This window comes from Azospirillum fermentarium, from assembly GCF_025961205.1.
GTDB classification, from domain to species: domain Bacteria; phylum Pseudomonadota; class Alphaproteobacteria; order Azospirillales; family Azospirillaceae; genus Azospirillum; species Azospirillum fermentarium.
Map to the genome: position 1 here is coordinate 1,444,494 of NZ_JAOQNH010000001.1, position 25,931 is coordinate 1,470,424.

Genomic DNA, 25,931 nt, shown 5'->3' on the forward strand with positions numbered 1-25,931 from the left:
TCTTCCAGAATTTCGATTGTATCTGGGATACGATCCGTTGATGCCGGCAGCGGTGATGCATCCGTCATGGAAAATTGCCCCGATACACGGTGTCGGTGCAAAGGATCATTCCTTGGGTTAGACCCGAGAAAAATTTGGGGGCAGGGCAACACTGATGGAAATCTCGCAACTGCCGCTCAACGCCCTGCGCGCGTTCGAGGCGTCGGCGCGTCTGTGCAGCTTCACCCGCGCCGGGCTGGAACTGAACGTCACCCAGACGGCGGTCAGCCATCAGGTAAGGGCGCTGGAGGAGATGCTGGGGATCACCCTGTTCGAACGGCTGCCCCGCGGGCTGGCGCTGACGGAGGAGGGGCACGCGCTGCTGCCGGTGCTGACCGACGCCTTCCGCCGCATGGGCGCCATCCTCAGCCAGCTCGAAGAGGGGAATTTCCACGAGATCCTGACGGTGGGGGCGGTCAGCACCTTTGCCGTCGGCTGGCTGTTGCCGCGGCTGGCGCGGTTCCAGCGGGCGCACCCGTCCATCGACCTGCGGCTGAAGACCAACAACAACCGCGCCGACATGCTGGCCGACGGGCTGGATTTCTTCATCCGTTTCGGGCACGGCGCATGGCACGGAACGGACGCCGTGCCGCTGGTGGAGGCCCCGCTGGCCCCGGTCTGCGCCCCCGCCCTGGCGGCGGGGCTGTCGGAGCCCGCGGACCTGCTGAAGCTGCCGCTGCTGCGTTCGTACCGCCGGGACGAATGGACCCTGTGGTTCCGCGCCGCCGGGCTGGAGGTGGCGAATCCGCGGGGCTGGATGTTCGATTCGTCCATCGCCATGGTGGAGGCGGCGGCGCAGGGCGCCGGTGTGGCCCTGGTCCCCGCCGCTTTGTTCGCCAGCGACATCGCATCGGCCCGGATCGTCCAGCCCTTTGCGGTCACGGTGCCCACGGGCCGCTATTGGCTGACCCGTCTGATCTCCCACCCCGAAACCCACGCCATGCAGGCGTTCCGCACCTGGCTGCTGGAAGAGACCGGATAAGGGAGTGGGGCGCGGGCGGCAGCCCGGCGTTCAGAGCCGCGCCACACCCACCATCAACACCCCCACCAGCCCGGCCAGCAGCAGCGCCGCCACGGCGGTGAGTGCCTGCGCCTTTCTGATGTCGGCGGGGGTGGCCTTTGCCCGTCCCTGACCGACCCAGGGATCGTTGACGGTGACGCCACCGTCCTTGTGCGGCCCCGCCAGCGCCAGATCCAGCGCCCCCGCCATGCCGGCCAGCGGCCAGCCCATGTTGAGGGAGGGATGAAGCCGTGCGTCGGTGCCCAGGGTGCGCAGGGCGGACCCCAGGCGGCCCCCGGTGAACGGGGCGCCCAGCGCCAGCAGCAGCCCGGCCAGCCGGGCGGGCAGGGCGTTCAGGGCGTCGTCCAGCCGGGCGGCGGTCAGGCCGAACCGCTCGTGCCGCGGGCCGGCGCGCCCGATGGCGGCGTCGGCGCCGTCCACGACGCACCACATCAGCAGGCCCGGCACCCCCAGCAGGATGAACCAGAAGGCCGGCGCCACGGTCTTGCGGCAGAAACTGCGGGCGGCGTGCTCGATGGCGGCGCGGGCGATGGCGTGGATGTCCATGGCGTGGACGTAGCGGCGGGTCAGGCCGGTGACGGCGGCCCGCGCGCCCTCGATCCCCGGCTGTTCCAGGGCATGGCGCACGGCGCGCACCCGCGCCGCCGCCATCCCGCCGCGCAAGGCGGCCAGCAGCACCAGCAGCTTGAGAAGGGTGCCGATGGCGGAGCCGCCGGCGGCCAGCGCCTCCACCACCCAGCCGGCGGATGCCGCCACGGCCAGCAGCACCGCGATGACCAGGGCCCCGCGCAGCAGCCGGTCCTTTTCCCGCCGGTCGGGGCGGTTCAGGCGGCGGTCGAGCACGGCGCACAGGCGTTGCGTCAGCCCGGCCACGTCGGGCAGCGCCCGGCCCAGCCACGCGCCCAGCACGGCGTCGATCCCCAGCGCCAGCAGCAGCAGGAACAGCGGCCCCGGCCCGCCGAAGGCGGTGGACATCATGGGCAAGCCCCCGCGGCGGGCATCAGCGCCCGCCGGCGTTTTGGATCAGGGTGGTCACGCGGGCGTTGCGCCCCTCGCGCGCCCAGCCCAGGGCGGTGCGCCCGGTGTAGTCGGCGATGTCCACCCGCGCCCCGGCCTTCAGCAGCCGTTCCACCGAATCCGCGCGGCCGGCGCGGGCGGCGACCATCAGCGGCGTCAGGCCCTGGCGGTTTTCCTGGTCGAGGCGCGCACCGCGCTTGATCAGCGCGTCGATGCTGTCGATCTGGCCGCTTTCCGCCGCCCAGATCAGCGGAGTGTTGCCCACCCGGTCGGCGTTGTTGGGGTTGGCGCCCTGGTCCAGCAGCAGCTTGACCATATCGAACCGCCCGCTGTTGATGGCGACGATCAGCAGGGTCTTGCCACCCTTGTCGGCCATGTTGGGGCTGCTGCCCTTCATGATCGACGCGCGGGCGCCGTTCAGGTTGCCGTCGGTGACGTGCTTCAGCAGGTCGTCGCCGGCCAGGATGTTGATTTCCGCCGCCGCCGGCAGCGCCAGGGAGGTGGCGGCGGCGGTGGCCAGAAGGGCTGCCAGAACCAGACGTTTCACGACCCCTACTCCCTTGTCTCCCCATCCGGCGGGTGCGCCGGTGAATTTCGTTCCCATGGCAGGGCGCCGCAGTGTACCCAAAGGGACGGAACGCCGCATCAGTTTCCCATCCTCCGGCTGCATCGGAAGCGCCCCATGACCCAGCCCGCCGCCCCGGCCCGGGACAGGCCCCGCAACCCGCTGACCCGGCACATCGTGCTGTTTCTGGTGGTCAAGGCCGTGCTGATCGGGCTTGGGCTGTGGTGGTTCGTCGCCACCCTGCCGCCGCCGCGCGGGGCGATCGTGCCGGCGGCGGCCGGTTCCCCGCCGCCCTGATACGGGCGGAACCCCGCCCGCCCTGCGCCGGTTATTCCGTCATGGGTTTCAGGAACGGGAGGGCCGTCATGACCGATACCACCGCATCCGCCGCCGCATCCGCCGCCACCGCCGGGCGCATCCGCGAGGCGGTGGCGGTGTTCGACGCCCCCGAGGCTTTGCAACGCGCGGTGGACGACCTGACCATCGCCGGGTTCGAGCGGCGGGAACTGAGCCTGATGGCCGGGGACGACACCCTGAAGGAGCGGCTGGGCGCCGTCCCGTCCGACATCGACGCGGTGAAACACGATCCCACCACCCCGCGCCAATCCTATGTGGCGCCGGAGGACGAGGGGAACGCCAAGGGCATCGCCATCGGCGTGCCGGCCTATGTGGGGGCGGTGCTGGCATCGGGTGCGGTGCTGGCGACGGGGGGCACGGCGCTGGCGGCGGCGGCGGTGGCCGCGGCGGCGGGGGCCGGCGGCGGTGCCCTGGGCGGGGTGTTCGCCTCGTGGCTCGGCGACAAGCGCAGCGAACCGCTGCGCCAGCACATGGCGAAGGGCGGCATCCTGCTGTGGGTTCATCTGGCCGATGCGCCGCGCGAGGCGCAGGCGGTGGAAATCCTGTCCCGCCACACCCCCCACCCGGTGGAGATTCACGAGGTGCCCCAGACCGGAAGCTGACCGCCGGGGCTCCGGACCGGCCGTAACTCTGGACAGGCGGTGGGGTGCCTTTCTATGCTTCGCCTCGGAAAGAATGCGCCGCACCAGGGTCAGAGGCGGCGGGAGGGGCGGTCATGTACACCAAAGTCACCCGCGATATCCGCATCACCGTCGAACCGGTCTTTCTGGAGGATCAGTCGATCCCCTCCCAGAACCATTTCGTCTGGGCCTATCACGTGAAGATCGAGAACGTGGGCGGTGAAACCGTTCAGCTCCGCACCCGCTATTGGCGAATAACCGACGCGCTGGGCCGGGTGCAGGAAGTGCGCGGCCCGGGTGTGGTCGGAGAACAGCCCCGGCTTTCACCCGGTAAATCCTTCGAATACACCAGTGGAACCCCGCTCACGACTCCATCGGGAATCATGGTGGGCAGTTACCAGATGGAAACCGATACGGGCGAGATGTTCGACGCTGCTGTTCCTGCCTTTTCCCTGGACAGTCCGCACCAAGCCATACGTTTGAATTGATTTGTTTTCTACAGGACAGCTTTTCCCGTTATTTCGTTAAAATTTTTCAAGAGATGTGGTCTGAAGGGTTGACGTGTGGCACGCTCGTCCTAAGTCGCAGGGGCCGGGCCCATGCCGGCACCGGCAGGTGGTTTGCTTGAGAGGACGCGCATCGTGACCGTAGTGACAGTTGCCCCGGCGACGAAGCCGACCCGTGCCGAGGCCGAAGAGGCGGTGCGGACCCTGATCCGCTGGGCCGGCGACGATCCCGCCCGCGAGGGGCTGGCGGGCACCCCCGACCGTGTTGTCCGTTCCTATGAAGAGTTCTTCGCCGGCTATGAGATCGAGCCGTCGGAAATCCTGTCGCGTACCTTCGAGGAGACCGACGGCTACGACGAGATGGTGATCCTGCGCGACATCCGTCTGGAATCCTATTGCGAGCATCACATGGTGCCGATCATCGGCAAGGCCCATGTGGCCTATCTGCCCCGGCACCGGGTGGTCGGCATCTCCAAGCTGGCCCGTCTGGTGGATGCCTACGCCAAGCGGCTGCAGATCCAGGAGAAGATGACCGCCCAGATCGCCAACACCATCGAGGAGGTGCTCCAGCCCGAGGGTGTGGCCGTGGTGATCGAAGCGCAGCATCAATGCATGACCACCCGCGGCGTGCACAAGACCGGGGTGACCATGGTCACCAGCCGCATGCTGGGCGCGTTCCGCACCGACCCGTCCACCCGGCGGGAGTTTCTCAGCATGATCGGGAACCCGGTCAGCCACAGCCGGGATTGATCGGTGGCCGGGACTGGCCGGCAAACCGGGGTGGATCCCTGGGCGTTCCCCGCCGTTCCTTGACGGAAGGGCGGGGGGAGCATAGGTATTGACCATACCGACTTTCGTCCCGCACTTCTCAGGTCCGCTGCACTCCGATGGCCATCCTGCCGATTCTCGTCGCTCCTCACCCGGTGTTGAAACAGACCGCCCGGCCCGTGGCCGCGGTTGACAGGCGTGTCGCCACGCTGATGCGCGACATGCTGGAAACCATGTACGACGCCAACGGCATCGGTCTGGCCGCCCCCCAGGTCGGGGTGTCGGAACGCATCATCGTGGTGGACGTCCATGAAAAGGACGAGGCCCCGGCGCCGCTGATGATGGCCAACCCGGAAATCATCGCCGAATCCCCCGACCTGAAGGTGTACGAGGAAGGGTGCCTGTCGGTGCCCGAACATTACGCCGAGGTCACGCGCCCGTCGTCGGTCACCGTCCGCTATCTGGACGAGACCGGGGCGGTGAGGGAGCTGCAGGCCGACGGCACGCTGGCCGTGTGCGTCCAGCACGAGATCGACCATCTGAACGGCGTGCTGTTCGTCGATCACCTGTCCTCCCTCAAGCGCAGCATGATCCTGCGCAAGCTGCAAAAGCAGCAGCGGCAGAAGGCGCCGGCCTGAGCCATGGCCGCCGTTCCGCTCCGGGTCATCATGATGGGCACGCCGGATTTCGCCGTGCCCACGCTCCGCGCCATCGTCGATGCCGGCCATCAGGTGGTCTGCGCCTATTCCCAGCCGCCGCGTCCGGCGGGCCGCGGGCAGCAGGTGCAGCTTTCCCCCATCCACAAGGCGGCGGAAGCGCTGGGCATCCCCGTGCGCACGCCCAAGACCCTGCGCACCGCCGAGGCGCAGGCGGAGTTCGCGGCGCTGGGGGCCGACGTGGCGGTGGTGGCGGCCTATGGGCTGATCCTGCCCCAGCCGGTGCTGGACGCCCCCCGTCTGGGCTGCATCAACGTGCACGGCTCGCTGCTGCCGCGCTGGCGCGGGGCAGCCCCGATCCAGCGCTCCATTCTGGCCGGCGACGCCGAGACGGGCATCACCATCATGCAGATGGACGCCGGTCTCGATACCGGGGCCATGCTGCTGAAGGAAGCGGTGGCGATCACCGGTGACACCACGGCCGCCACGCTGCACGACGCCCTGGCCGCCCTGGGCGCGCGGATGACCGTGGCCGCCCTGGACGGGCTGGCCGCCGGCACCCTGACGCCCGAGTCCCAGCCCGCCGACGGCGTCACCTATGCCGCCAAGCTGGCCCGCGACGACGGGCGGCTGGACTGGACCCATGACGCGGCTTTCATCGAGCGGCAGGTGCGGGCGCTGACGCCGTGGCCGGGGTGCTGGTTCGATCTGGGGCCGGCTCAGGGAAACGAGCGCATCAAGGTTCTGGCCGCCGAACCGGCGGGGGAGGGGGCAGGCGCCCCCGGCACCCTGCTCGACGGGCGCATGACCGTGGCCTGCGGCGACGGGCGGGCGGTGCGGCTGGTGCGGGTGCAGCGCCCGGGCAAGGCGCCGGTGGACGGGGAGGCGTTCCTGCGCGGCTTCGCCATTCCCCCCGGCACGGTTCTGGGCGCCTGACGGCATGGCGCGGTGGAAACTGACGGTCGAATACGACGGTCGCCCCTTCGTCGGCTGGCAGCGGCAGGACAACGGACCCTCGGTCCAGCAGACCCTTGAGGAAGCGGTCCTCCGCCTGTCGGGGGAAACGGTGCGGGTCCACGCCTCGGGCCGCACCGACGCCGGGGTCCATGCCCGCGGGCAGGTGGTGCATGTCGATCTGGACCGCCCGATCACCGGGCTGAAGCTGCGCGACGCGCTGAATTTCCACGTCCGCCCCTGGCCGGTCGCCGTGTTGGCGGTGGAGGAGGTGGGCGAACCGTTCCACGCCCGCATGTCGTGCCTGGGCCGGTCGTACCTGTACCGCATCCTCAACCGCCGTGCGCCGCCGGCCATCGACGCCGGGCGGGTGTGGCACGTCCAGCGTCCGCTGAACGCCGCCGCCATGCACGAGGCGGCGCAGGTGCTGGTGGGCCGGCACGATTTCTCCACCTTCCGCGCCGCCCTGTGCCAGGCCAATTCGCCGGAAAAGACGCTGGACCTGCTGACCGTCGAACAGGCGGGGGAGGAGATCCACATCCGCGCCGCCGCCCGGTCGTTCCTGCATCATCAGGTGCGCAACATGGTGGGCACGCTGGAGATGGTGGGGTTCGGCAAATGGACCGCCGCCGACGTGCGCCGGGCGCTGGAGGCCCGCGACCGCTCCAAGGGCGGTCCCACCGCCCCGCCGGACGGCCTCTATTTCATGGAAGCCCGCTATTGACGGCAGGAGGACGGAAACGATGAGCGCTGTGCTGTTTCAGGTGGATTTCCCCTACGGCGGCCCGTGGGGCGCGGAGATGGCCGGGGCCTTCGACGGTCTGGCCCGGGACATCGCCGCCGAAGACGGGCTGTTGTGGAAGATCTGGACGGAAAACCGTGCCGGGGGCCGGGCCGGCGGCGTCTATCTGTTCCGCGACGCCGCGTCCGCGGAGCGCTACCGCGACAAGCACGTGGCCCGGCTGACCGGATTCGGCATCACCGGCATCGTGGCCCACGTCTTCGCGGTCAACGGGCCGCTGTCCGCCGTCACCCGCGCCCCGCTCTGATACCGGCCCGGCGGCCTCAGCCGGTTTTGATCCGCCGGCCTCAGCCGGCCTTGGGCTTGCGGGTGGCCAGCAGGATGCCCGCGGCGATCAGCGCGATGCCGGCGGCGTGATACCAATGGGGCTGTTCGCCCAGGAACAGGATGGCCAGCAGGCTGCCGAACACCGGCATCAGATGGATGCTGAGGCCGGTGCGGTTCGGCCCGATCAGCGCCGCCGCCCGGTTGAAGCACAGATAGGCCAGGATCGACGGGAAAACCGAGACATAGGCGATGGCCCCGATGGACACCGGGGTCAGGCGCAGGGGATGGCCGCTCATCCCTTCCCACACATAGAGGGGCAGCAGCATCGCAGCCCCGATGGCGAAGGTGACCACCACGAACGACAGCCCGTGCACCGTGGGCCGCTTGCGCAGCAGGGCGGTATAGGCGCCATAGGCCAGGACGGCGGCGAAGATCCACACATCCCCGGCGGCAAAGCGCAGGCCGGCCAGAACCTCCGGGTCGCCGTGGGCGATGAGGGTCAGGGCGCCGGTCAGCGACACGGCGATGCCCAGCATCTGCGCCGGGCTGATGGTGTCGCCGAACAGGAAGAAGCTCATCAGCACGATCAGCACCGGCATGGCCGACTGCATCATCACGCCGTTGAGCGCGGTGGTGCTGCCCAGCCCGATGTAGACCAGCGTGTTGAACGCCGCGATGCCCAGCGCCGAGAGCAGCAGCACCATGGGCCAGTGGCGGGTGAACACCGGCCAGTCGCGGCGCAGGTGCTTCCACGCGAACGGCAGGGTGATGAGCGCCCCCAGCGTCCACCGCCAGAAGGCGAGCGCCACCGGCGGAACCTCCCCCGCTACGAACCGTCCCAGGATGAAGTTGCCCGACCAGAACAGCGGCGGCAGCATCAAGAGCAGCCACGCCTGATCGAACACGCCGTGGCGGGACGGGGAGGCGGCGGGGGTGGTCATGGCGTCTCCGGGCTGGTCTTAGCGGCGGGGGCCGGCGGGGGGCGGACGGCGGGCGGGACGCGGCTCCACGGGGGCGCGCAGCTCCGCTTCCAGATCGGCGATGCGCTTGACCAGCGCCTCGCGGATGGTGGGGGCCGTGTGGGACTTCAGCGCGGCGAGCTGTTCCTTGAGCTGCTGGAGTTGCAGCACCTTCTGCTCGCGGGTGCGTTTGATGGTGATACGGTCGGAATGCTGGCCGTCGAAGGCACGCATGGCAAACGCCTTTTCCTGTAAACAAGTGGTGAAGCCGTCCCGGCGGGGCCGCCGGGCGGAAGGGGCGGATTATTGGGATCGGACCCCGCCCATGCAAGGCCAGTCTTTTTTCGGCACACCCGGTATACTGCCCCCGTCCCTGCCCACAGGAAGCCGCCCATGACCGCCGCACCGCCTCCCGCCCCTGTCCCCGCCGCCACCGACGATGATCTGACCCTGCTGGACGGGCTGGTCAAGGCCGCCCGGCGGCAGGGCGCCGATGCCGCCGACGCGGTGCTGCGGCGCCATGATTCGCTCAATCTGGCCGTGCGGTCGGGGGAGACGGAGCGGCTGGTGCGGGCCGAATCGGTGGCGCTGGGCCTGCGCGTCCTGATCGGTACGCGCCAGGCGGTGGTGTCGGCCAGCGACCTGTCGCGCGGCACCCTGGACGGTCTGGTCCCGCGGGCGGTGGCCATGGCACGCGCGGTGCCGGAGGATCCCTTCTGCGGGCTGGCGGATGCGTCCGCCGCCGTCTGGCCCGCCCTGGACCTGGACGAGCCGGGGGAGCCGTCCGCCGATGTCTTGCGCGAACAGGCGCTGGCGCTGGAGGCGGCGGCCTATGCCGTGCCGTCGGTGGCCAACGCCCGCGTGATCGATTCGACCTGGAGCCGCAGCCGCTTCGCGCTGGCCGGCTCCAACGGCTTCGCGGGCGCGTGGTCGGCCACCCGCCATGCGCTGATGGCGTGGGTGCTGGCGGCCGGTCCCGGCGGGATGGAGCGGGGGGGCGACAGCGATGCCGCCACCCACGCCGCCGCCCTGCGCGGCACGGCGGAGATCGGGCGCACCGCCGGGGAGCGGGCGGTCCGCCGGCTGGGGGCGCGCAAGATGCCCAGCGGCTCCCTGCCGGTGGTGTTCGACCGCACGGTGGCGGGGTCGTTGCTGGATCACCTGCTGGCGGCGCTGTCGGGGCCGGCGGTGGCGCGCGGCACCAGCTTTCTGAAGAACGCGCTGGGCACGGCGGTGTTCGCCCCCGGCGTGTCGGTGATCGACGATCCGCTCCAGCCCCGCGGCCTGCGCTCCCAGCCCTTCGACGCCGAGGGGGTGACGGGCGCGCGGCGGGCGCTGATCGACGGCGGGGTGCTGACCGGGTGGCTGCTGGACGCCCGCTCGGCCCGGCAACTGGGGCTGCCCCCCACCGGCCACGCTGCCCGCGCGGCGGGGGGTATGCCGGGACCGTCGGCGGGCAACGTACGGCTGACGGGGGGAGCCGGCACGGTGGCCGACCTGATCTCCGACATCCGCGAGGGGTTCTACGTCACCGAGCTGATGGGGTTCGGCGTCAACATCGTGACCGGCGACTACAGCCGCGGGGCGGCGGGGTACTGGATCGAGAACGGGCGCATCACCCACCCCGTGGCCGAGATGACGGTGGCGGGAACGCTGCCGGCCATGTTCCGCCGGCTGGTGCCGGCGGGCGACCTCGACCCCCGCACCGGCATCGACGCCCCCACCGTGCGCATCGACGGCATGACCGTGGCGGGGCGGTAGGGGTTACCCCCGCGCCGCCCGGGGCGCGTCCATGTGGTCCAGGCTGGCGCGGACCACGCGCACCAGGGTGGTGCGCAGGTCTTGCACGCTGTCGGCCATGTGGTCGGCGGTGCCGCGGACCGCGCCGGCCCGTTCGCCGGTGGCCCCGGCTTCCCGCGATACCTCGGCGATGCGGCGCGACACCTCTTCCGCGGCGGCGGCGGTCTCGTGGACGTTGCGGCTGATTTCCCGGGTGGCGGCGGCCTGCTCCTCCACCGCGGTGGCGATGGAGCCGGCGATGCCGTCCATCTCGGCGATACCCTCGGCGATGGCCTGCACCGCCTGCACCGCGTCCACCGTCACCGCTTCGATGGCGGCGATCTGTTCGGCGATGTCCTCGGTCGCCTTGGCGGTCTGGCTGGCCAGATTCTTCACCTCGGTCGCCACCACGGCGAAGCCCTTGCCCATCTCGCCTGCCCGCGCCGCCTCGATGGTGGCGTTCAGCGCCAGCAGGTTGGTCTGGGACGCGATATCCTGGATCAGCCGGGTCACGTCGCCGATGCGGCCCACGGTTTCCGACAGCGACAGGATGGTGGTGCGGGTGTGCGCGCCGGTTTCCACCGCCCGGCGGCTGACGGTGCCGGCCTGGGCCACCTGGGTGCCGATCTCGCGGATGGCGCCGGCCAGTTGTTCGGACGCGGCGGCGACGGTCTGGGCGTTGTGCAGCGCCTGCTGCGCGGCGGCGGCCACCGACTGGCTGTTGGTGCCCACCGCGTCCGCCGAGCGGGCCATGGTGGATGCCGCCTCGTGCATGCGGCGGGAATGGCCCGCCACCTGCTCCACGGCGTCGTGGGCGGCGCGTTCCACCGTGTCGGCCATCTCGGCCAGGGCGGCGCGTTTGGCCGCCTCCCCCGCCTGGCGCTGGCGTTCCTGGTCGTGGCGCAGGCGGTCGTTCTCGATGCCGCTGGCCTTGAACACCTCCACCGTGCGGGCCATGTCGCCCACCTCGTCCCGGTGGTGGGTGTGGGGGATGACGACGGAGAAATCGCCCTGGGCCAGCCGCTTCATCACCGCGGTCAGCCCGCCGATGGGCCGCACCACCCGTGTGAGCACCATCAGCCCGCCCGCCGCCGCCAGCAGCGCCCCCACCAGCAGCAGCAGGAGCGACACCGCGTGCGCGGTGGCGTAGCTGGCCTGCGCCTCCGCAAAGCTTTCCCCCGCCACCCGGACCTGCAGGTCGATCAGCGCGCCGATGATGTCGGTCAGCGGGTCGATGGTCTGGTACAGCTCGGTCTTGACGAAACGGTCCAGGGCGGCGGCGTCGCGGGTGGCCAGAATGCCGGTCAGCCGGGCGACGGCGGCGTCGGCGGCGGCCATCAGCGGCTTTGCCCGGTTCACCAGATCCCGTTCCTCCGGCACCAGATACGTGGCGAGGTACGTGGTCCAGCGGCTCTTGATGTCGGCCTCGGCCCTGGCGACCGACGCGGCGCCGTCGGCCCAGGTGAAGTTGCCGTTGCGCACCTTGTGCGAAGCATCGACGATGAACACGGCGTAGGCGTCGGAAATCACCTTCAGATCCCGCAAGGGGACCACGCGGTCCTCATAGACCGTCTTGATGTCCTCGTTGGCATTTTCCAGCGCCCGCAGACCGATCAGATCGCTTATCAGCAGCAATCCCCCCAGGCAGGAGAGAACGAGCAGCAGAACGAATTTGATGGTCATACGCATTGTTCTTCGGCCTTGTCCTGTATAACGGATTTATGACGAATGCTCGTCTGGGGGCGTCAGCAAAACCTTTTTGTGCATGAACGGCTTCTGATGAACGCTTCCTGCGCAATTGCCGAAGGAACGGGCGGAGGATTGCTGCGAAGGGAGGCAATAAAACTGTCAGCAAATCATACAATCAGTTCGTTTCGATGGTATGAAAAAGCCCCCCTGTCCCGACTCGGGCGGAACAGGGGGGCGAGGTGGCCGCGGAGGCGGCAGGGTGTATGGATTGATCGGATAACCGCCCGTCAGGGCGACAGGAACACGGTGCCGGCGCTGTGGACCCTGCCGGTGGCGGTGTCGGTCAGGGTGACGGTCAGGGGGGTGGAGGCCGGCAGGCCGGCGGCGGCGCGCACGTGGATGCGGGCGGTTTCCACCCGGTCCGGCCCGGCGGTCAGGGTGGGGGCGGCGTCTTCCCCCCCGCCGGCCACCGTCACCGCCGCTCCGGGCACCCCGGCGACGGTCAGGCGGAAGGTCTGCGGCTGCGGCGTCATGTTGGACAGCTTGACGGTGTAGCTGTTCTGGATGCGCCCGTCGGACAGGGTGACGAACAGCGGCGCGCGGTCGCGCAGCACCGCCACGTCGGCGGTGGGCCGCAGCACCAGCCCCATGGTGGTCAGCCCGCCGGAAATGATCAGCAGCAGGGCATAGACGATGGTGCGCGGGCGGACGATGCGGGTGGGGACGGCGGGGGTTTCGGCCCGGCGCTCGGCCTTCACCGCCTGGGCGGCCTGGGTGTCGAAGCGGATGAGGCCCGTTGGCTGGCCGATGCGCGTCATCACGTCGTCGCAGGCGTCGGCGCACAGGCCGCAGCTGATACAGTCCATCTGCAGCCCGTCGCGGATGTCGATGCCGGTGGGGCAGACATGGACGCAGGCACCGCAGTCGATGCAATCGCCCAGCCCCATGGCCCGGCGTTCGGCATGGTTCTGGTCCTTGCGCAGCGGCGCGCGGCCTTCGCCCCGCCAGCCCTGATAGGTCACCACCAGACTGTCGTCGTCCAGCATCGCCGCCTGGATGCGCGGCCAGGGGCAGACGTACAGGCACATCTGCTCGCGCATGAAGCCGGCCATCAGGTAGGTGCTGACCGTCATGAACGCCATCCACCCCAGCACCAGCGGCGAGGCGGCAAAGGCCGCCGCGTCGGCCACGAAGCCGAAGGCGTCGGTGAAGTACAGCAGCGCCGTGACCCCGGTCACCGCGGAGATCGCCAGCCACAGGGCGTGTTTGGCCGCCTTCTTGGCGATGTAGGCGCCGTCGCGCGGCCCCTTGTCCAGGCGGATGCGGGCGCCGCGGTCGCCCTCGGTCAAGGCTTCCGCCCACACGAACAGGTCGGTCCAGACGGTCTGGGGGCAGGCGAAGCCGCACCACACCCGCCCGGCGATGGCGGTGGCCAGGAACAGCCCCACCGCCGCCAGGATCATGATCCCGGTCATGATGTAGACCTGCTGCGGCCACAGTTCGGCGGCGAACAGGTAGAAGCGCTGGGCCTCCAGGTCGAACAGCACCGCCTGATCGGGCAGGCCGGCGCCGCGGTCCCACCGCACCCACGGCAGCACCAGATACAGAACCAGAAACACCGCGGTCAGCCACCATTTCAGCCGGCGGAACCGGCCCTTCACCGCCTTGGGGTGGATCTTGCGGTGGGAGGCGTAGAGTGGAGCGGCGGCGGGGGCGCCCGAAAACGGGCTATGGGCATGGTCGTTCATCATGCGCCTTTTCATGAAGCCGGGAGACGGGCGCACTGTATGCATTCAATGATCCCGGCGCAAGGAAAATTGAATGCATTGATTGGTGCTCCGGCGGCGCGTGATTGTATGGTTCCGTGATTGTATGGGGCCGGTCCGCCCCCGGATCAGATCACCGTGCCGGGCGCCGCGGGCAGCCGGTCCAGCGCCTCGGCCACCACCGCCAGCATGCGGCGGGTGCCGTCGCGCCCGTGGGCCGCGCCCAGGCACAGGCGCAGCGCCTCCGGCACCGGGGACGTGCCGTCGGCGGCGAAGGCGTCGGCGGTGACGGCGGCGATGCCGTGGGTGCGCAGATAGGCGGCGAAATCGGCCCGCGGCCACACCGCGGGCAGGGGCAGCCACACGTGGTACGCCTCTGCCGGGCCGATGGTGCTGCCGGGGGGCAGGAGGGATGCCGCCATGGCCCGGCGGGCCACGGCCTCGGCGCGGATGGCCCCCAGCACCTGGGCGGCGGTGCCGTCGGCGATCCACCGCCGGGCCACCGCCGCGGTGATGGGCGAGGGCATCAGCGCCGATCCCCGCAGCACCGCTCCCAGCCGCAACGCCTGCCGCGCCGAGGGGGCGGCCACATAGGCGATGCGCACCTGCGGCGACAGGCATTTCGCCAGCCCGGCGATGTGGAACACCTGATCCGGGGCGAAGGCGGCCAGCGGTGGAATCGGCGTGGCGGGCAGGGGGCCGTACACGTCGTCTTCCAGCACCGGCAGCCCGTGGCGCTGCACCACCGCGGCCACCGCCCGCCGCCGGTCTTCCGGCATGGTGGCGGTGGTGGGGTTGTGCAGGGTGGGCGTGCAATAGAGCAGCGCCGGCCCGTGTTCGGCGCAGCAGCGGTCCAGCGCGCCGGGGTCGATGCCGTCGCCGTCCATGGGCACCCCCACCACCCGCAGCCCGCGCTGGGCGGCGGCGGCCTTGAAGCCGGGGTAGGTCAGCGCCTCGGTGCACACGGTGTCGCCGGGCTGGGTCAGCAGGGTCAGCAGCGCCAAAAGCGCCCCTTGCGTGCCCGGCGCGGTCAGCAGCCGGTCGGCGGGCACGCCGGGCAGCCGCGGGGCCAGCCACGCCGCCGCCGCCGCGGGCCCGTCGGCCTCCGCATCCGGGTCCAGCCCGTCGGGATAATGCAGCAGGCCGGACAGCCCGGCGGGCAGCGCCGCCGCCATCCCCGCCCGCATCCGTTCCAGCAGCGCCGGATCGGCAGGGACCGGCGGCTGGTTCATGGTCATATCGACCAGCCCCGATACCGGCCCCGGCATGGGGACCGGTTCGGGCCGGGCCGGGCCGGCGGGTGCGGCGGCGCGGACAAAGGTGCCCTGGCCCACCCGCGCGTCGATCAGCCCGCGGTGGCGCGCCTCCACATACGCCCGGCTGACGGTGGTGAAGTCGATGCCCATCAGGGCCGCCAGATGCCGCTGGGGCGGCAGCCGCTGGCCGGGGGTCAGGATGCCGGCGGCGATGTCGTCGGCGATGGCGTCGGCGATGGCCAGATAGACCGGCTTGTCCCGCCCCGCGGTCACGGGCACCCACATGGCCCCGCTGGGGGCCGCCGTCGGGGTCTCGTTCCCCTGTCTGCCGTGGCTCATGCTCGAATCCTCCCGTCGCACCCTGCGCGGCCCATAGGGCGACGGAATTGTATGGATTGTCAAGACGGGCGGCGGCGCCTCCGTCCCCCCGCCTTGTCGGGGTGGGCGGCCTCGTCGGTCTTGCGCGCGGTCTGGGACGGGGATTCGCCGTACTGTTCGGCGTAATAGGCGGAAAAGCGCCCCAGGTGCCAGAATCCCCATTTCATGGCGATGTCCGACACGGTGCTGCCGGTGGTGTCGGACGCCATCAGATCCCGCCGCGCCCCGTCCAGCCGGTGCTGGCGCAGCCATGTGCCGGGGCCGATGCCGACCGTGGTCAGGAACGCCTGACGCAGCGCCGCCGCCGACACGTCCAGGCGCAGCGCGATTTCGCTGATGGTGTGCGGCTCCTCGCTTTCCGCCGCCACCAGATCGCGGGCGCGCTGGAACAGACGGAAATCGCCGGACGAGCGCAGCCCCAGCGCCCGGCCCCCCGCGACGATGCGGTCGAACAGATAGGCCAGCTTGTCGGTCATCAGGTCGGACAGCAGCAGCGCCTGTTCCGGCCCGGCAGCCAATTCGCCCGCCATGCTGCCGGCCAGCAGCGACAGGAACCATGTCCCCGCCACGTCCGCCGCCGTGAACCCCGCGGCCAGATAAGCCGGGGCCGGACGCCGCACCGGCACCGGCAGCCGCTCCTTGTCCACCGTCACGATCAGCAGGTCGCTGCCGGGGGGAAGGGCGGCGTGAACCTCCTGCCCGCCGTGCAGCATGATGACGTGGCCGTCGGGGATGCGCGCGGCGTTGATGCGCCCGTCCTCGACCGGCGTCAGCGGTTGGACGAACACCATGCGGCCCGCCGGGGCCACCACGTCCTGCTCCACCGCCACATTGATCCATTCCCGCGAAATGCTCACGCCCGGCAGGGTCAGGGTCTCCACCGACCCGTCATAGCTCCCCGGCTTCAACTGCACATAGTGCTGGGTCCAGTTGCGCAGGCCGCACTCCTGCTCGCTCGCATCCGCAAAACGCTGCCGATGCAAATCCATCATTCACCCGGTGATTTGTTGCCCCGCGCTCATTAGACGCTTCGCACAAAAGATAGTCAATCACGTCGATGATGAATTTATAGGCAATGCTGCACCGCGAAACTGGATAGCTGACGCTTGCGGGCTTCCCCTATCGTCTTACTCGGTCACAGTGTGGAGGAACCATCGTGGTCCAGTTCGAACGGCTCGCCCTTTGTGCGGTCCTGGCCCTTGCCGCCGCCCCCGCCATGGCGCAGCAGGCCCCCTTCAAACCGGAACAGCTCAGCGTTAAAAGTGCCATCGACCCCGGCCCCAACCTGTTGATTCATCAACAGGAATGGAAGGGTGCAGGGTCCACCGCCGTGTTCTCCAAGGACGATCTGTCCTTCAAGGGAACCCTGGCGACGGGCAACATGGCGCAGATGCTGGTGGGTGTGGACGGCAAGACCGCCTATGCCCAGTCCACCTTCATGAAGCGCATCGTTTCCGGCGATCTGGAGCATGTCCTCCAGATCTACGACATCGCCACCCTGACCCCGGTCAAGGAGGTGAGCCTGCCGCCCAAGGCCGCCATGTCGCTGGGCTATGCCGCCCTGTTGCAGCAGAGTGCGGACGGCAAATTCGTCTATGTCCAGAACGGGACGCCCGCCTCGTCGGTCACGGTGGTTGACGTGACCAAGGCCGCGGTGACCCAGGAAATCCCAACCCCCGGTTGCTGGGGCATCTACCCCTCGGCCAAGGGCTACGGCTTCACCATGCTGTGCGGTACGGGCACGGTGGGGGCGTTCTCCCTGACCGACGCCGGCACGCTGGCGGGTTCGACCCAGAGCGCCAAGATCTTCGATCCCGACAAGGATCCGCTGTTCATCACCTCGGCCACCATCGGCGGCGACCGGCTGTTCCCCAGCTACGGCGGGTCGATCCTGCGGGTGTCGGACGCCGACAAGACCGCCAAACTGGTCGAGACGGTCACGATCAACGAGGGGATCGAGGGCCACTGGGCGCCCGGCGGCTATGCCCCCATGGCCTACAGCGAAAAGGCCGGCGTGCTGTTCGTCGGCATGCACGCCGATGCCAGGAACGGCAGCCACAAGAACGCCGCGGAAGAGGTCTGGGCCTATGACCTGAAGGCCAGGAAGCTGCTGTCGCGCACGCCGGTCGAGCATCTGATGACCATCATCGTCACCGGCGATGCCGAGCCGGTGGTGTTCGGCCTGACCGAAGACCCCAAGGTCATCCGCTTCACCACCGACCCCAAGGCCGGTTTCGCCCTGGCCAAGACCGGGGAAGCCAAGCTGACCGGCTATCCCTATGTGGCCGCGGTGACGCCATGACCGGCGGGGCGTGGGGCGCGCTCGCCTCCGGGACGGCGGTGGTGTTCACCACCCTGCTGTTCGCCCGCGCCGCCTGGCACAAGCTGGCCGATTTCACCGCCTTCACCGGCTATGTCGCCGATTACCAGCTGATGCCCGAGTCCTGGTCCAAAGCCGCCGGGGCCGTGGTGGTGGCGGCCGAGTTGCTGGCCGTGGCCGCCCTGGTGCTGCCGGGCGGGCAGGCGGCGGGGGTGGCGCTGTCCATCGCCCTGCTGCTGGGCTACGCGGCGGCCATGGGGATCAACCTGCGCCGGGGCCGCGACCGCATCGAATGCGGGTGCGGCGGGGCGGTGCAGCCGCTGAACCAGGCGTTGATCCTGCGCAACATCGGCCTGTCGGCGCTGGCCGCCGTCGGCTTTATCGGTTCCGATTTCGGCTTGCTGGCGCCGGAAGCGGTCACGGCCCTGATGGGCGGTGCGACCCTGTGGATCGGCTATGTGCTGGTCGATCAGATCCTTGCCAACGGCGCGTACCTGCGCCGCCGCGCCTGACGAGACGGGTGGAGACGTAAAATGGAAACCGTGAACGTTCTGACCTTCGCCATCGGCATGCTGTGGCTGGTGGTGATCGCCCTGATCGTGGCGCTGTTCGCGCTGGCCCGTCAGGTGGGCGTGCTGTTCGAGCGCATTTCGCCCATGGGCGCGCTCATCAACGACTCCGGCCCCAAGGTCGGCGATGTGTCGCCGCAGTTCGCCCTGCCCAGCCTGACGGGCGGCGAGGTCGCCATCGGCCCGCGGGCGGGGCGTGCGACGCTGGTGTTCTTCGTGTCGCCCACCTGCCCGGTGTGCAAGAAGCTGCTGCCCGTGCTGCGCTCGGTCCGGCAGGCGGAATCCAAGTGGCTGGACGTGGTGCTGGCCAGCGACGGCGAGCGGGAGAAGCACGAACGCTTCATCGAAACCGCCAACCTGTCGGCTTTCCCCTATGTGGTGTCCACCGAACTGGGGCTGGCCTACCGCGTCTCGCGCCTGCCGTTCGCCGTCCTGCTGGACAGCGCGGGCGTGGTCCGGTCCAAGGGCCTGATCAACAGCCGCGAGCAGCTCGAAAGCCTGTTCAACGCCCATGAGATGGGCGTCGGCTCGATCCAGAGCTTCCTGGACGACCCGGCGGCCCCGGCCCGCGGCTGACGCCGTTCCGATACCGTCTTTTCCGAGGGAGACATCGACGTGATGAACCTGTTCGACACGATCCTGGAGAGGATCGACCGCTTCACCGAGCGGAGCACCCGCACGGTGGCCAAGACCAGCGGGCGGCGCAGCTTCCTGGCCCGTGCCGGGGGCATGATGCTGGGCGGGGCGATGCTGCCGCTGCTGCCCTTCGACCGCACCTTCGGTCAGGCCATGGCCGCCACCCCCACCGACGGCGACGCGCTGGTGTGCGAGTACTGGCGCTATTGCGCGTTGGACGGCAACCTGTGCAGTGCGTGCGGCGGGTCGATCACCCAGTGCCCGCCGGGGTCGGAGGCGTCCAAGGTGTCGTGGGTCGGCACCTGCCGCAACCCCAACGACGGCAAGGATTATCTGGTCGCCTACAACGATTGCTGCGGCAAGCCCATCTGCGCCAACAGCCCGTCGTGCCTGCGCTCGGAAGGGGAACGCCCCGGCTACCGCATGGGCCTGCACAACGACATCAATTGGTGCATGGCCAACGCGTCCAAGGGCTACCATTGCACGGTGGCCATCCTGGTCGGTCTGGCCGAATGAGGCTGGGTGCGACCCTGCTGACGCTGGCGGCGCTGGTGGCGCCGCCGGCGCTGGCCGCCGGGCCGGGCGAGACCGTGTTCAATCAGGTCTGCGCCGCCTGCCACCAGGCGGGCGGGGTGGGGGCGCCGGGTCTGGCGCCGTCGCTGGTGGACCCGCCGTTCTGGCAGAAGCTGGGCACGGGTGCCCCCGGCTATGTGACGGGCGTGCTGCTGGGCGGGCTGTCGGGCACCATCGTGGCGCGGGGGGAAACCCTGATGGGGCTGGTGATGCCGGCCCAGGAAGCGCTCGGCGATGCCGATCTTGCCGCCGCCGCCACCTATGTTCTGAAGGATCTCAACGGGATCGGGGTGACCGTGGACGCATCGGCCGTCGCCGCCGCCCGCAAGGCGGTGCCGTCCCATGCCGAACTGCGCGCCCAGCGCAAGGCGGCGGCGCAATGACCGTGCGCGCGGCCCGGACCGGGACCAGCCGGAAAGGAACCAGCCCGAAAGGAACCAGAATGATGCGTGCTGTTCGTATCATGGCCGGCGTTGCCGTGATCGGTGCCGGTGCCCTGCTGGCTTCGGCGTCCGGGGCGCGCGCCGACGGCTACACCCCGGTGACCAACTACATCCTGCGCTGTGCCGGGTGCCACAGCATGGACGGCTCCGGCCACCCGGTGGGGGGCATCCCGGATTTCCGCGGGTATATCGGGGCGTTCATGAACGACGACGATGGCCGCACCTATGTGGTGCGGGTGCCGGGGGTGGCGGGCGCCGGCCTGACCGCGGCGGAGACCGCCGCCGTGCTCAATCTGGTGGTCGCCAACTGGGCGGGGGACTCGAGACCCGCCACGTTCCGCCCCTTCACCGAGGCGGAGGTCACCGAACGCCGCACCCGCCCGGTGACCGACGTGGTGGTGCTGCGCCGGGAGATCGCCGCCCGGCTGGTGAAACAGGGGTTGCCCATGGCCGAATACCCCTGGCCGTGAGAGCGGCACCGCGTCAGGAAAAACGGTGCTCCGGTGGGGCGCCGTTTTTCCAAGATGGAAGCATGCCTTCCAGTAAGCTTAATTCAGAGCAGCATTGTAATCTTCACGGAAAAAACGGCTTGCAATAACATTGGTTCCATTCTGCCAAATAACATAATAGCCGTTGGCGGGCAAAAAGGCCATCAATTCGTAATTCATTTTACCGGCGGTATCGACTTCGGAAATGATGACGCGAGGGCGGTATTTTTCAAGATTCAAGCCAAGCAAGACATTGATTTCTGTTCCTTCGGTGTCAATGCTCAAAAGCTCGAATTCATGAGGAAAATTCAATTCGTCCAGAACCGTTTCCAGGCGCCGGACCTGTACGGGGGTGGAGGTGGTGTGGATAAAACTACGTTTTAGCGACGAGTGAACCGTGTGTTCCCCGTGGAAGAACTCCATCTCCCCGTCTTTATCGGAGGCAGCGATGTCCAGACAGACATCCTCGGGGCGGTAGGTCTGGAAAAGGGCATTGAGCTTGGGATGCGGTTCCAGGCATACACCCCGCCATCCGCGCGTGTACAGCCCATATGTGTTGCTCATTTGAACCGGATGGTGCGCGCCCACATCGGCGAATCGTCCGAAAGGAATGTCACGGAACAGCCGGTACAAGATCTGGTCTTCACCGAATTGGCTGAACGATCGGACGGGTTCACGCGCATTGTGGCCACGGATGGCCGCGGCCATGTGTGCATACACCATGTTGGCCGCGGTGTGTTGCCCCAGGATCGACAGAGCGCTGGCGTAATCGGCAAGCTCGGACGTGCTGTCAGGCCGCCCATCGGCAGCCCGCTGCAGGTATGGCAACGCCCTTTCGGCCCCGGCGGTATCCCAGATTTGCAGACCGATTCGATGGGCATCGGCCGGGGCCAGCATATCGGGAGGCGTCATCGGACCGAGGGCCGGGATGAGATCCTGACGGTTGGCCTGGTAACAGAGGCAAGCGAACAGATGCTGGGCCTCGGGCTGGCCAGGCAGGGCGCTGAGGATGTTCTGATAGACTCCTCCCGCCTCGTTCAAACGCCCAGCTTTATGGTGCTGGATGGCGAGTTCCAGCGCCTCTGTCAAGGTGGCCATAATCTATCCTTGGTCGTGATCGGTCTTGGCCTGCTGCTCAAGGAGATTCAGGCCTCGGACCACGGATTATAGGGACGGAAACATGCCCCAGCAATATCCGGCTCCACCACCAGGCGTGCGGTAACGTTCAACGCGGCGGCAACACGGCTGAAAGTGCTTTCACTGGCCATCACGATATCGCTGTGCATCAGAATATAGAAATCCTGGACCTGTTCCAACCCTTCCCAGGCGGGGGCCAGATCGGACAGAATCAACGGTTTGAACTCGGCCAGTTCGCTGCGGATGATGTCTACGTCATCGCTGGCGACAAAAAGAACGGGGGCATCGAGGCTGGGCCAGATGTTCCGCAGCCAGCGTCGGTACATTTCAGGTTTCGGCATGAAGTCGGCGTAATGCGCATATTGTGGCAAGCGCAGGTCGCCATGCCGATAATGCAGACCGACGACGGTGTTCCCACGGCGGCGCAATTCGGCAAGAGCAGGGGCAAGCCGCGGCCGCCATACCGGCCGGAAACGCATACGTGACAGAATTTCCGCGCGTCCCGACAAGCGGTAGGGGTGGCGCATCTCCTTCATGATGTCATCTGGGTCCGTCATACAGGGCCGATCCGACAGCCCTGGATCGTCCAGTTCGAACAGATAGTGTCCAACCCAATCCGGGGTTTCAAAATCAGCCCCATATTTTCGGGCATACTGAAGGGTGGTCATGTACACTAGGAGGGAGTGCCCGAACCGGACCCCGTAATCGACCAGCTTGGTCGTGATCTTGGGTTGAATCAGAGCGGGAGGGCGTCGGGGAAGCACGCCGCCTTCACGGTGCAGATACGTGTTGAGCCAGGCAACACTTAAGGCCGGGGAATTGTAGACGAGCCGGATATCGCGGGCGACCCCGCGTTCGTACATGCGCGCGGATTCCTCAGGATAGCCGCATTTGGCCAGTTGAAAGGAGACATTACCAAAAAATGACGCGTCTCCATCGAATGGAAGATCGGCCAAACCCTTCAAGATATTGCCCGCACCCTTTGGATCATGGGCATTCAGGCGTTCCGCCGCCAAGGCGCTGGTCAGGTTTATGAGCAAGGGTATTGCTTCGTGCAGGTCGGGCTTTAGGGCCAGTGCTCTGCGGTAAGCGTTCAGGCTCTCTTCTGCCCGGCCCACCGTCTTCAACGCATTGGCGAAATTGAACAGCACTTCGGCGCGTTCACCGCCCAAGGCGATCGCGCGGCCGATCAGCCGGACGCCGTCCTGGCTCCGTCCCGTTTGATGATGAAGCGTCCCCAAAAGATGAAGAGCATCATAATGGATTGGGTTATCTATCAACGAAAGCCGATAGAATTTTTCTGCCAAATCATAGTGTTTTGATTTATGGCTTTCGAAGGCTCTGATGAGAAAATCAGCAAATACTATTGCTTCATTTAAAATATTTCCAGAATCTATCTCGTTTTTTGATGTATCTTTATTGGTAGAATTCATTCTACGCACCTCCTCAGGGGAAATTTCAGCCATTTCAGCCATTTTTGACCGGAAATCAAATGGGCTGTCAATGTGTTTGGGTCAGGCGTCTTTCCCTTGCCAATCTTGTTCCTCCGGCGTATTCCCCACCTTTGCTTCATTTGGACCATACCTGCCTCTCCATGACCACGCACCCGCTCAGCATTGCGCCCATGATGGACTGGACGGACCGGCATTGCCGGTTCTTTCACCGGCTGCTGACCCGGCACACGCTGCTGTATACTGAGATGGTGACCTCCGCCGCCATCCTGCACGGGGACCGTGACCGGCTGCTGGGGTTCAACGACGCCGAACACCCGGTGGCGCTGCAGCTCGGCGGGTCGGAGCCGGCGGATCTCGCCGTGTGCGCGCGGGTGGGGGAGGATTGGGGGTACGACGAGATCAACCTGAACGTCGGCTGTCCCAGCGACCGGGTGCAGTCGGGGCGGTTCGGGGCCTGCCTGATGGCCGAGCCGGATCTGGTCGCCCGCTGCGTCGCCGCCATGCAGGACGCCACCCGCGTTCCCGTCACCGTCAAGACACGCCTTGCCATCGACGAAATGGAGGAATGGCCGACGCTGCTGGGCTTCGTGCGCACGGTGCGGGCGGTGGGCTGCACGCGCTTCATCGTCCATGCGCGCAAGGCGTGGCTGAAGGGCCTCAGCCCCAAGGAGAACCGCGATATCCCGCCGCTGCGCTATGATCTGGTCCACCGGCTGAAGGATGAATTTCCCGATCTGGACATCTCCCTGAACGGCGGCATCCGCACGCTGGATGCGGCGGCGGAGCACAGGCCGCATCTGGACGGGGTGATGATCGGGCGCGCGGCCTATGAAGACCCGTGGATTTTGGCCGATGCCGACCGCCGCTTCTATGGGGTGGAGGACCGCGAGCCGCTCACCCGCCATGATGTGATCGCCGCCATGATGCCCTATGTGGAGGAGCAGTGCCGCCGCGGCGTGCCGCTCAACGCCATCACCCGCCATATGCTGGGGCTGTTCCAGGGCATTCCGGGGGCGCGGGCGTGGCGGCGTCTGTTGTCGGAAAACGTCCACCGCGCCGGTGCCGGGCCGGACTTGCTGATGCAGGCGGCCTCTCTTGTGCGGGGCGGCGGGGGGCTGGCGGAAACCGGATGAGCTTCCCGCGCGTTTCCTCCTGACCAACCGGGAGGAGAGGCGGGATGAGGCGCTTTTTGCACGATAACGGGCTGTCCCTGGTGTTGCTGGCGCTGTTCCTCGGCGCCATCATCGCGCAGGCGGTGGCCGGGTGGCGGGCGGATGTGGAGGATCTGCGGGTCCACGGCGCCCCGGCGCTGGGCTTCGCCGCCTATCTGGCGTCCGGCCATTTCCTGTCGGCGGTGTTCGAGAACTGGGAAAGCGAATTTCTGCAGATGGCGGTCTATGTGGTGCTGACCGCCATCCTGATTCAGCGCGGATCACCGGAATCCCGCGACCCCGACGAACAGGAGGATGAGGACCAGACGCCCGCCGATGCCCTGCCGGGGCCGGTGCGGCGGGGCGGGCTGCGGCTGTGGCTCTATTCCCATTCGCTCAGCACGGCGCTGGTGGCGCTGTTCCTGCTCTCCTTCGGGCTGCACGCGGCGGGCCGCACCCTGCGGGCGAATGAGGAGGGCGCCCTGCACGGCCAGCCGCCCCACACCATCGCCGACACCGTCACCGACGCCGAATTCTGGTACGAGAGCTTTCAGAACTGGCAGAGCGAATTCCTGTCGGTGGCGGTGCTGGTGCTGCTGGGCATCTGGCTGCGGGAGAAGGGATCGCCGGAATCCAAGCCGGTGTCCGCCCCCCACAGCCAGACAGGGAGATGATAAAAAAGGTGGAGGTTTGGAGGCGCCAGCCTCCAAGCGGGGTCGGGGCGGCAGCCCCGATCTCCCTCACACGCAGCGCCCGCCATCCACCTCCAGACACACGCCGGTCAAGAACTCCGCCTCGTCCGAGCACAGAAACAGCGCGGCGTTGGCGATATCCGCCGGGGTGGACAGGCGGCCCAACGGGATGGAACTGCGGAACAGATCGCGCTTGGCCTCGGTATCTTCCCCCATGAACAGGTGCAGCATGCCGGTTTCCCCGGCGACGGGGTTCAGGGCGCAGACGCGGATGCGGTCGGGGGCCAGTTCCACCGCCATGGATTTGGTCAGGGTGATGACCGCACCCTTGGACCCGTTGTACCACGTCAGCCCCGGCCGGGGCCGCAGGCCGGCGGTGGAGGCCACGTTGAGGATCACCCCGCCGCCCTGGTCCCGCAGCACCGGCACCCCGTGGCGGGCGGCCAGGAAGATCGACTTCACGTTCACCGCGTAGATGCGGTCGAAGGTGGCTTCGTCCACCGCGGTCATGGGCATGTTGCGGTGGGTGAAGCCGGCGTTGTTGACGATGATGTCCAGCCGCCCGAACGCCGCCACCGCCTGGGCCACCATGGCCGCCACGTCGGCATCCACCGACACGTCGGCGCGGCAGGGCAGGGCGGCGGGGCCGCAGTCCGCCGCCACCTGGGCGGCGGCATCGGCGTTCAGGTCGGCCACCAGCACCCGCGCCCCTTCCGCCACGAAGCGGCGGACGATGCCGGCGCCGAACCCCGATCCGCCGCCGGTGACGATGGCGGTCTTTCCTTCCAGGCGCATGCGCCGTCCCCCCTCTGCCTGCCGGGCTGTTTGCTCAGACGGTGCCGCGGGTTTGCCGCATCAGCAGGTCCGACGGGGTGAGCCGCCCGCCGGCGACGGAGGCGCGGAAACCCTCCAGCTTGCGCAGCGCCTCGGCCTTCAGGTCGGGGGTCAGCGCGCGGCACAGGATCTCGCGCATTTCCGCCTCCATGGAGCGGCCGTTGCGGGCCGCGCGTTCGCGCAGGCGGTCCACCAGATCGTCGTCCACGTTGTGGATCATCAGGGTTTGCATGGT

General features: G+C 68.4%; 30 protein-coding genes. 18 read left to right on the forward strand and 12 right to left on the reverse strand.

The genetic code is table 11. The features are described 5' to 3' along the window. The first annotated feature begins 154 nt into the window (after nt 1-154). Nucleotides 155-1,021 carry a LysR family transcriptional regulator gene (locus M2352_RS06995; RefSeq protein ID WP_264663773.1) on the forward strand — a complete coding sequence of 289 codons (867 nt, stop codon included), beginning with the start codon at nt 155-157 and terminating at the stop codon, nt 1,019-1,021. 30 nt (nt 1,022-1,051) lie between these two features. Here the strand turns inward: M2352_RS06995 and M2352_RS07000 are convergent, their stop codons facing one another. Beyond that, complete coding sequence (locus M2352_RS07000) at nt 1,052-2,038, reverse strand: cobalamin biosynthesis protein CobD/CbiB (RefSeq protein ID WP_264663774.1); 987 nt, start codon at nt 2,036-2,038, stop codon at nt 1,052-1,054. A 22-nt stretch (nt 2,039-2,060) separates the two neighbouring features. After that, nucleotides 2,061-2,624: an ankyrin repeat domain-containing protein gene (locus M2352_RS07005; protein ID WP_264663775.1), complete on the reverse strand. Its 564-nt coding sequence runs from the start codon at nt 2,622-2,624 to the stop codon at nt 2,061-2,063. A gap of 135 nt (nt 2,625-2,759) precedes the next feature. Between M2352_RS07005 and M2352_RS07010 the strand changes: the two genes are divergently transcribed. The 8 genes from M2352_RS07010 to M2352_RS07045 all read left to right on the forward strand — a co-directional run bounded on the left by M2352_RS07010 (nt 2,760) and on the right by M2352_RS07045 (nt 7,552). Then, nucleotides 2,760-2,939: a hypothetical protein gene (locus M2352_RS07010; protein WP_264663776.1), complete on the forward strand. Its 180-nt coding sequence runs from the start codon at nt 2,760-2,762 to the stop codon at nt 2,937-2,939. Between the two features lie 68 nt (nt 2,940-3,007). Continuing rightward, the gene (locus M2352_RS07015; RefSeq protein ID WP_264663777.1) at nt 3,008-3,601 is read left to right on the forward strand and encodes a hypothetical protein; all 594 of its coding nucleotides are present in this window, start codon (nt 3,008-3,010) and stop codon (nt 3,599-3,601) included. 113 nt (nt 3,602-3,714) lie between these two features. After that, nucleotides 3,715-4,107, forward strand: a complete 393-nt coding sequence (gene apaG / locus M2352_RS07020; protein WP_264663778.1) for a Co2+/Mg2+ efflux protein ApaG — start codon at nt 3,715-3,717, stop codon at nt 4,105-4,107. Between the two features lie 153 nt (nt 4,108-4,260). After that, nucleotides 4,261-4,875 carry a GTP cyclohydrolase I FolE gene (gene folE, locus M2352_RS07025; RefSeq protein WP_264663779.1) on the forward strand — a complete coding sequence of 205 codons (615 nt, stop codon included), beginning with the start codon at nt 4,261-4,263 and terminating at the stop codon, nt 4,873-4,875. Nucleotides 4,876-5,012: 137 nt separating this feature from the next. After that, a complete protein-coding gene (def, locus tag M2352_RS07030; protein ID WP_264663780.1) occupies nt 5,013-5,531 on the forward strand; it encodes a peptide deformylase in 519 nt (172 codons plus the stop codon). Nucleotides 5,532-5,534: 3 nt separating this feature from the next. Beyond that, complete coding sequence (fmt, locus tag M2352_RS07035; protein ID WP_264663781.1) at nt 5,535-6,485, forward strand: methionyl-tRNA formyltransferase; 951 nt, start codon at nt 5,535-5,537, stop codon at nt 6,483-6,485. Between the two features lie 4 nt (nt 6,486-6,489). After that, nucleotides 6,490-7,227 (forward strand): tRNA pseudouridine(38-40) synthase TruA, encoded by a 738-nt coding sequence (gene truA / locus M2352_RS07040; RefSeq protein WP_264663782.1) that lies wholly within the window; start codon nt 6,490-6,492, stop codon nt 7,225-7,227. A 19-nt stretch (nt 7,228-7,246) separates the two neighbouring features. Beyond that, nucleotides 7,247-7,552 (forward strand): monooxygenase, encoded by a 306-nt coding sequence (locus M2352_RS07045; protein ID WP_264663783.1) that lies wholly within the window; start codon nt 7,247-7,249, stop codon nt 7,550-7,552. A gap of 40 nt (nt 7,553-7,592) precedes the next feature. On the opposite strand, the gene M2352_RS07050 is transcribed toward M2352_RS07045, so the two are convergent. Next, nucleotides 7,593-8,513 (reverse strand): DMT family transporter, encoded by a 921-nt coding sequence (locus M2352_RS07050; protein WP_264663784.1) that lies wholly within the window; start codon nt 8,511-8,513, stop codon nt 7,593-7,595. Between the two features lie 18 nt (nt 8,514-8,531). Continuing rightward, on the reverse strand, nt 8,532-8,765 hold the full coding sequence (locus tag M2352_RS07055; protein WP_264663785.1) for a hypothetical protein: 234 nt from the start codon (nt 8,763-8,765) through the stop codon (nt 8,532-8,534). A gap of 159 nt (nt 8,766-8,924) precedes the next feature. On the opposite strand from M2352_RS07055, the gene M2352_RS07060 reads away from it, so the two are divergent. Beyond that, nucleotides 8,925-10,292 carry a TldD/PmbA family protein gene (locus M2352_RS07060; RefSeq protein ID WP_264663786.1) on the forward strand — a complete coding sequence of 456 codons (1,368 nt, stop codon included), beginning with the start codon at nt 8,925-8,927 and terminating at the stop codon, nt 10,290-10,292. Nucleotides 10,293-10,295: 3 nt separating this feature from the next. On the opposite strand, the gene M2352_RS07065 is transcribed toward M2352_RS07060, so the two are convergent. The 4 genes from M2352_RS07065 to M2352_RS07080 all read right to left on the reverse strand — a co-directional run bounded on the left by M2352_RS07065 (nt 10,296) and on the right by M2352_RS07080 (nt 16,391). Beyond that, entirely contained in the window at nt 10,296-11,993 is a 1,698-nt protein-coding gene (locus M2352_RS07065) for a methyl-accepting chemotaxis protein (RefSeq protein WP_264663787.1), read from the reverse strand. A gap of 293 nt (nt 11,994-12,286) precedes the next feature. Further along, on the reverse strand, nt 12,287-13,750 hold the full coding sequence (ccoG, locus tag M2352_RS07070; protein WP_264663788.1) for a cytochrome c oxidase accessory protein CcoG: 1,464 nt from the start codon (nt 13,748-13,750) through the stop codon (nt 12,287-12,289). A 143-nt stretch (nt 13,751-13,893) separates the two neighbouring features. Continuing rightward, nucleotides 13,894-15,360 carry an aminotransferase-like domain-containing protein gene (locus tag M2352_RS07075; protein WP_264663789.1) on the reverse strand — a complete coding sequence of 489 codons (1,467 nt, stop codon included), beginning with the start codon at nt 15,358-15,360 and terminating at the stop codon, nt 13,894-13,896. A 59-nt stretch (nt 15,361-15,419) separates the two neighbouring features. Then, nucleotides 15,420-16,391 (reverse strand): helix-turn-helix domain-containing protein, encoded by a 972-nt coding sequence (locus M2352_RS07080; RefSeq protein WP_264663790.1) that lies wholly within the window; start codon nt 16,389-16,391, stop codon nt 15,420-15,422. A gap of 164 nt (nt 16,392-16,555) precedes the next feature. Here M2352_RS07080 and M2352_RS07085 point away from each other — a divergent pair, with 164 nt between their 5' ends. Genes M2352_RS07085 through M2352_RS07110 form a run of 6 tightly spaced genes read left to right on the forward strand, consistent with a single transcriptional unit; the run spans nt 16,556 to nt 20,410 of the window. After that, nucleotides 16,556-17,701 (forward strand): amine dehydrogenase large subunit, encoded by a 1,146-nt coding sequence (locus M2352_RS07085; RefSeq protein ID WP_264663791.1) that lies wholly within the window; start codon nt 16,556-16,558, stop codon nt 17,699-17,701. After that, entirely contained in the window at nt 17,698-18,231 is a 534-nt protein-coding gene (locus tag M2352_RS07090) for a MauE/DoxX family redox-associated membrane protein (protein WP_264663792.1), read from the forward strand. Before M2352_RS07085 ends, M2352_RS07090 begins: the two co-directional genes overlap by 4 nt. A 21-nt stretch (nt 18,232-18,252) precedes the next feature. Beyond that, complete coding sequence (gene mauD / locus M2352_RS07095; protein WP_264663793.1) at nt 18,253-18,864, forward strand: methylamine dehydrogenase accessory protein MauD; 612 nt, start codon at nt 18,253-18,255, stop codon at nt 18,862-18,864. A 42-nt stretch (nt 18,865-18,906) separates the two neighbouring features. Next, nucleotides 18,907-19,440 carry a methylamine dehydrogenase light chain gene (locus M2352_RS07100; RefSeq protein ID WP_264665314.1) on the forward strand — a complete coding sequence of 178 codons (534 nt, stop codon included), beginning with the start codon at nt 18,907-18,909 and terminating at the stop codon, nt 19,438-19,440. Next, a complete protein-coding gene (locus M2352_RS07105) occupies nt 19,437-19,880 on the forward strand; it encodes a c-type cytochrome (protein WP_264663794.1) in 444 nt (147 codons plus the stop codon). Before M2352_RS07100 ends, M2352_RS07105 begins: the two co-directional genes overlap by 4 nt. A gap of 59 nt (nt 19,881-19,939) precedes the next feature. Next, nucleotides 19,940-20,410, forward strand: a complete 471-nt coding sequence (locus M2352_RS07110) for a c-type cytochrome (RefSeq protein WP_264663795.1) — start codon at nt 19,940-19,942, stop codon at nt 20,408-20,410. Between the two features lie 78 nt (nt 20,411-20,488). Here M2352_RS07110 and M2352_RS07115 read toward each other — a convergent pair whose 3' ends face one another. Together M2352_RS07115 and M2352_RS07120 are read right to left on the reverse strand one after the other, a co-directional pair. Beyond that, a complete protein-coding gene (locus tag M2352_RS07115) occupies nt 20,489-21,526 on the reverse strand; it encodes an FkbM family methyltransferase (RefSeq protein WP_264663796.1) in 1,038 nt (345 codons plus the stop codon). A gap of 47 nt (nt 21,527-21,573) precedes the next feature. Further along, the gene (locus M2352_RS07120) at nt 21,574-22,998 is read right to left on the reverse strand and encodes a hypothetical protein (protein WP_264663797.1); all 1,425 of its coding nucleotides are present in this window, start codon (nt 22,996-22,998) and stop codon (nt 21,574-21,576) included. Nucleotides 22,999-23,159: 161 nt separating this feature from the next. On the opposite strand from M2352_RS07120, the gene dusA reads away from it, so the two are divergent. Further along, nucleotides 23,160-24,152 (forward strand): tRNA dihydrouridine(20/20a) synthase DusA, encoded by a 993-nt coding sequence (gene dusA, locus M2352_RS07125; protein WP_264663798.1) that lies wholly within the window; start codon nt 23,160-23,162, stop codon nt 24,150-24,152. A 44-nt stretch (nt 24,153-24,196) separates the two neighbouring features. Then, nucleotides 24,197-24,844: a DUF6766 family protein gene (locus M2352_RS07130; RefSeq protein ID WP_264663799.1), complete on the forward strand. Its 648-nt coding sequence runs from the start codon at nt 24,197-24,199 to the stop codon at nt 24,842-24,844. A gap of 66 nt (nt 24,845-24,910) precedes the next feature. On the opposite strand, the gene M2352_RS07135 is transcribed toward M2352_RS07130, so the two are convergent. Both M2352_RS07135 and M2352_RS07140 read right to left on the reverse strand, forming a co-directional pair. Further along, the gene (locus M2352_RS07135) at nt 24,911-25,657 is read right to left on the reverse strand and encodes a glucose 1-dehydrogenase (protein ID WP_264663800.1); all 747 of its coding nucleotides are present in this window, start codon (nt 25,655-25,657) and stop codon (nt 24,911-24,913) included. Between the two features lie 34 nt (nt 25,658-25,691). Then, a complete protein-coding gene (locus tag M2352_RS07140; protein ID WP_264663801.1) occupies nt 25,692-25,928 on the reverse strand; it encodes a FitA-like ribbon-helix-helix domain-containing protein in 237 nt (78 codons plus the stop codon). Between the last annotated feature and the right edge of the window lie 3 nt (nt 25,929-25,931).

Coding starts and splice junctions, on each gene's coding strand:
- M2352_RS06995 (WP_264663773.1), top strand. CDS start 155: ATGGAAATCTCGCAACTGCCGCTCAACGCCCTGCGCGCGTTCGAGGCG.
- M2352_RS07000 (WP_264663774.1), bottom strand. CDS start 2,038: ATGATGTCCACCGCCTTCGGCGGGCCGGGGCCGCTGTTCCTGCTGCTG.
- M2352_RS07010 (WP_264663776.1), top strand. CDS start 2,760: ATGACCCAGCCCGCCGCCCCGGCCCGGGACAGGCCCCGCAACCCGCTG.
- M2352_RS07015 (WP_264663777.1), top strand. CDS start 3,008: ATGACCGATACCACCGCATCCGCCGCCGCATCCGCCGCCACCGCCGGG.
- apaG (WP_264663778.1), top strand. CDS start 3,715: ATGTACACCAAAGTCACCCGCGATATCCGCATCACCGTCGAACCGGTC.
- def (WP_264663780.1), top strand. CDS start 5,013: ATGGCCATCCTGCCGATTCTCGTCGCTCCTCACCCGGTGTTGAAACAG.
- fmt (WP_264663781.1), top strand. CDS start 5,535: ATGGCCGCCGTTCCGCTCCGGGTCATCATGATGGGCACGCCGGATTTC.
- truA (WP_264663782.1), top strand. CDS start 6,490: ATGGCGCGGTGGAAACTGACGGTCGAATACGACGGTCGCCCCTTCGTC.
- M2352_RS07045 (WP_264663783.1), top strand. CDS start 7,247: ATGAGCGCTGTGCTGTTTCAGGTGGATTTCCCCTACGGCGGCCCGTGG.
- M2352_RS07050 (WP_264663784.1), bottom strand. CDS start 8,513: ATGACCACCCCCGCCGCCTCCCCGTCCCGCCACGGCGTGTTCGATCAG.
- M2352_RS07055 (WP_264663785.1), bottom strand. CDS start 8,765: ATGCGTGCCTTCGACGGCCAGCATTCCGACCGTATCACCATCAAACGC.
- M2352_RS07060 (WP_264663786.1), top strand. CDS start 8,925: ATGACCGCCGCACCGCCTCCCGCCCCTGTCCCCGCCGCCACCGACGAT.
- M2352_RS07065 (WP_264663787.1), bottom strand. CDS start 11,993: ATGACCATCAAATTCGTTCTGCTGCTCGTTCTCTCCTGCCTGGGGGGA.
- ccoG (WP_264663788.1), bottom strand. CDS start 13,750: ATGATGAACGACCATGCCCATAGCCCGTTTTCGGGCGCCCCCGCCGCC.
- M2352_RS07075 (WP_264663789.1), bottom strand. CDS start 15,360: ATGAGCCACGGCAGACAGGGGAACGAGACCCCGACGGCGGCCCCCAGC.
- M2352_RS07080 (WP_264663790.1), bottom strand. CDS start 16,391: ATGATGGATTTGCATCGGCAGCGTTTTGCGGATGCGAGCGAGCAGGAG.
- M2352_RS07090 (WP_264663792.1), top strand. CDS start 17,698: ATGACCGGCGGGGCGTGGGGCGCGCTCGCCTCCGGGACGGCGGTGGTG.
- mauD (WP_264663793.1), top strand. CDS start 18,253: ATGGAAACCGTGAACGTTCTGACCTTCGCCATCGGCATGCTGTGGCTG.
- M2352_RS07100 (WP_264665314.1), top strand. CDS start 18,907: ATGAACCTGTTCGACACGATCCTGGAGAGGATCGACCGCTTCACCGAG.
- M2352_RS07105 (WP_264663794.1), top strand. CDS start 19,437: ATGAGGCTGGGTGCGACCCTGCTGACGCTGGCGGCGCTGGTGGCGCCG.
- M2352_RS07110 (WP_264663795.1), top strand. CDS start 19,940: ATGATGCGTGCTGTTCGTATCATGGCCGGCGTTGCCGTGATCGGTGCC.
- M2352_RS07115 (WP_264663796.1), bottom strand. CDS start 21,526: ATGGCCACCTTGACAGAGGCGCTGGAACTCGCCATCCAGCACCATAAA.
- M2352_RS07120 (WP_264663797.1), bottom strand. CDS start 22,998: ATGAATTCTACCAATAAAGATACATCAAAAAACGAGATAGATTCTGGA.
- dusA (WP_264663798.1), top strand. CDS start 23,160: ATGACCACGCACCCGCTCAGCATTGCGCCCATGATGGACTGGACGGAC.
- M2352_RS07130 (WP_264663799.1), top strand. CDS start 24,197: ATGAGGCGCTTTTTGCACGATAACGGGCTGTCCCTGGTGTTGCTGGCG.
- M2352_RS07135 (WP_264663800.1), bottom strand. CDS start 25,657: ATGCGCCTGGAAGGAAAGACCGCCATCGTCACCGGCGGCGGATCGGGG.
- M2352_RS07140 (WP_264663801.1), bottom strand. CDS start 25,928: ATGCAAACCCTGATGATCCACAACGTGGACGACGATCTGGTGGACCGC.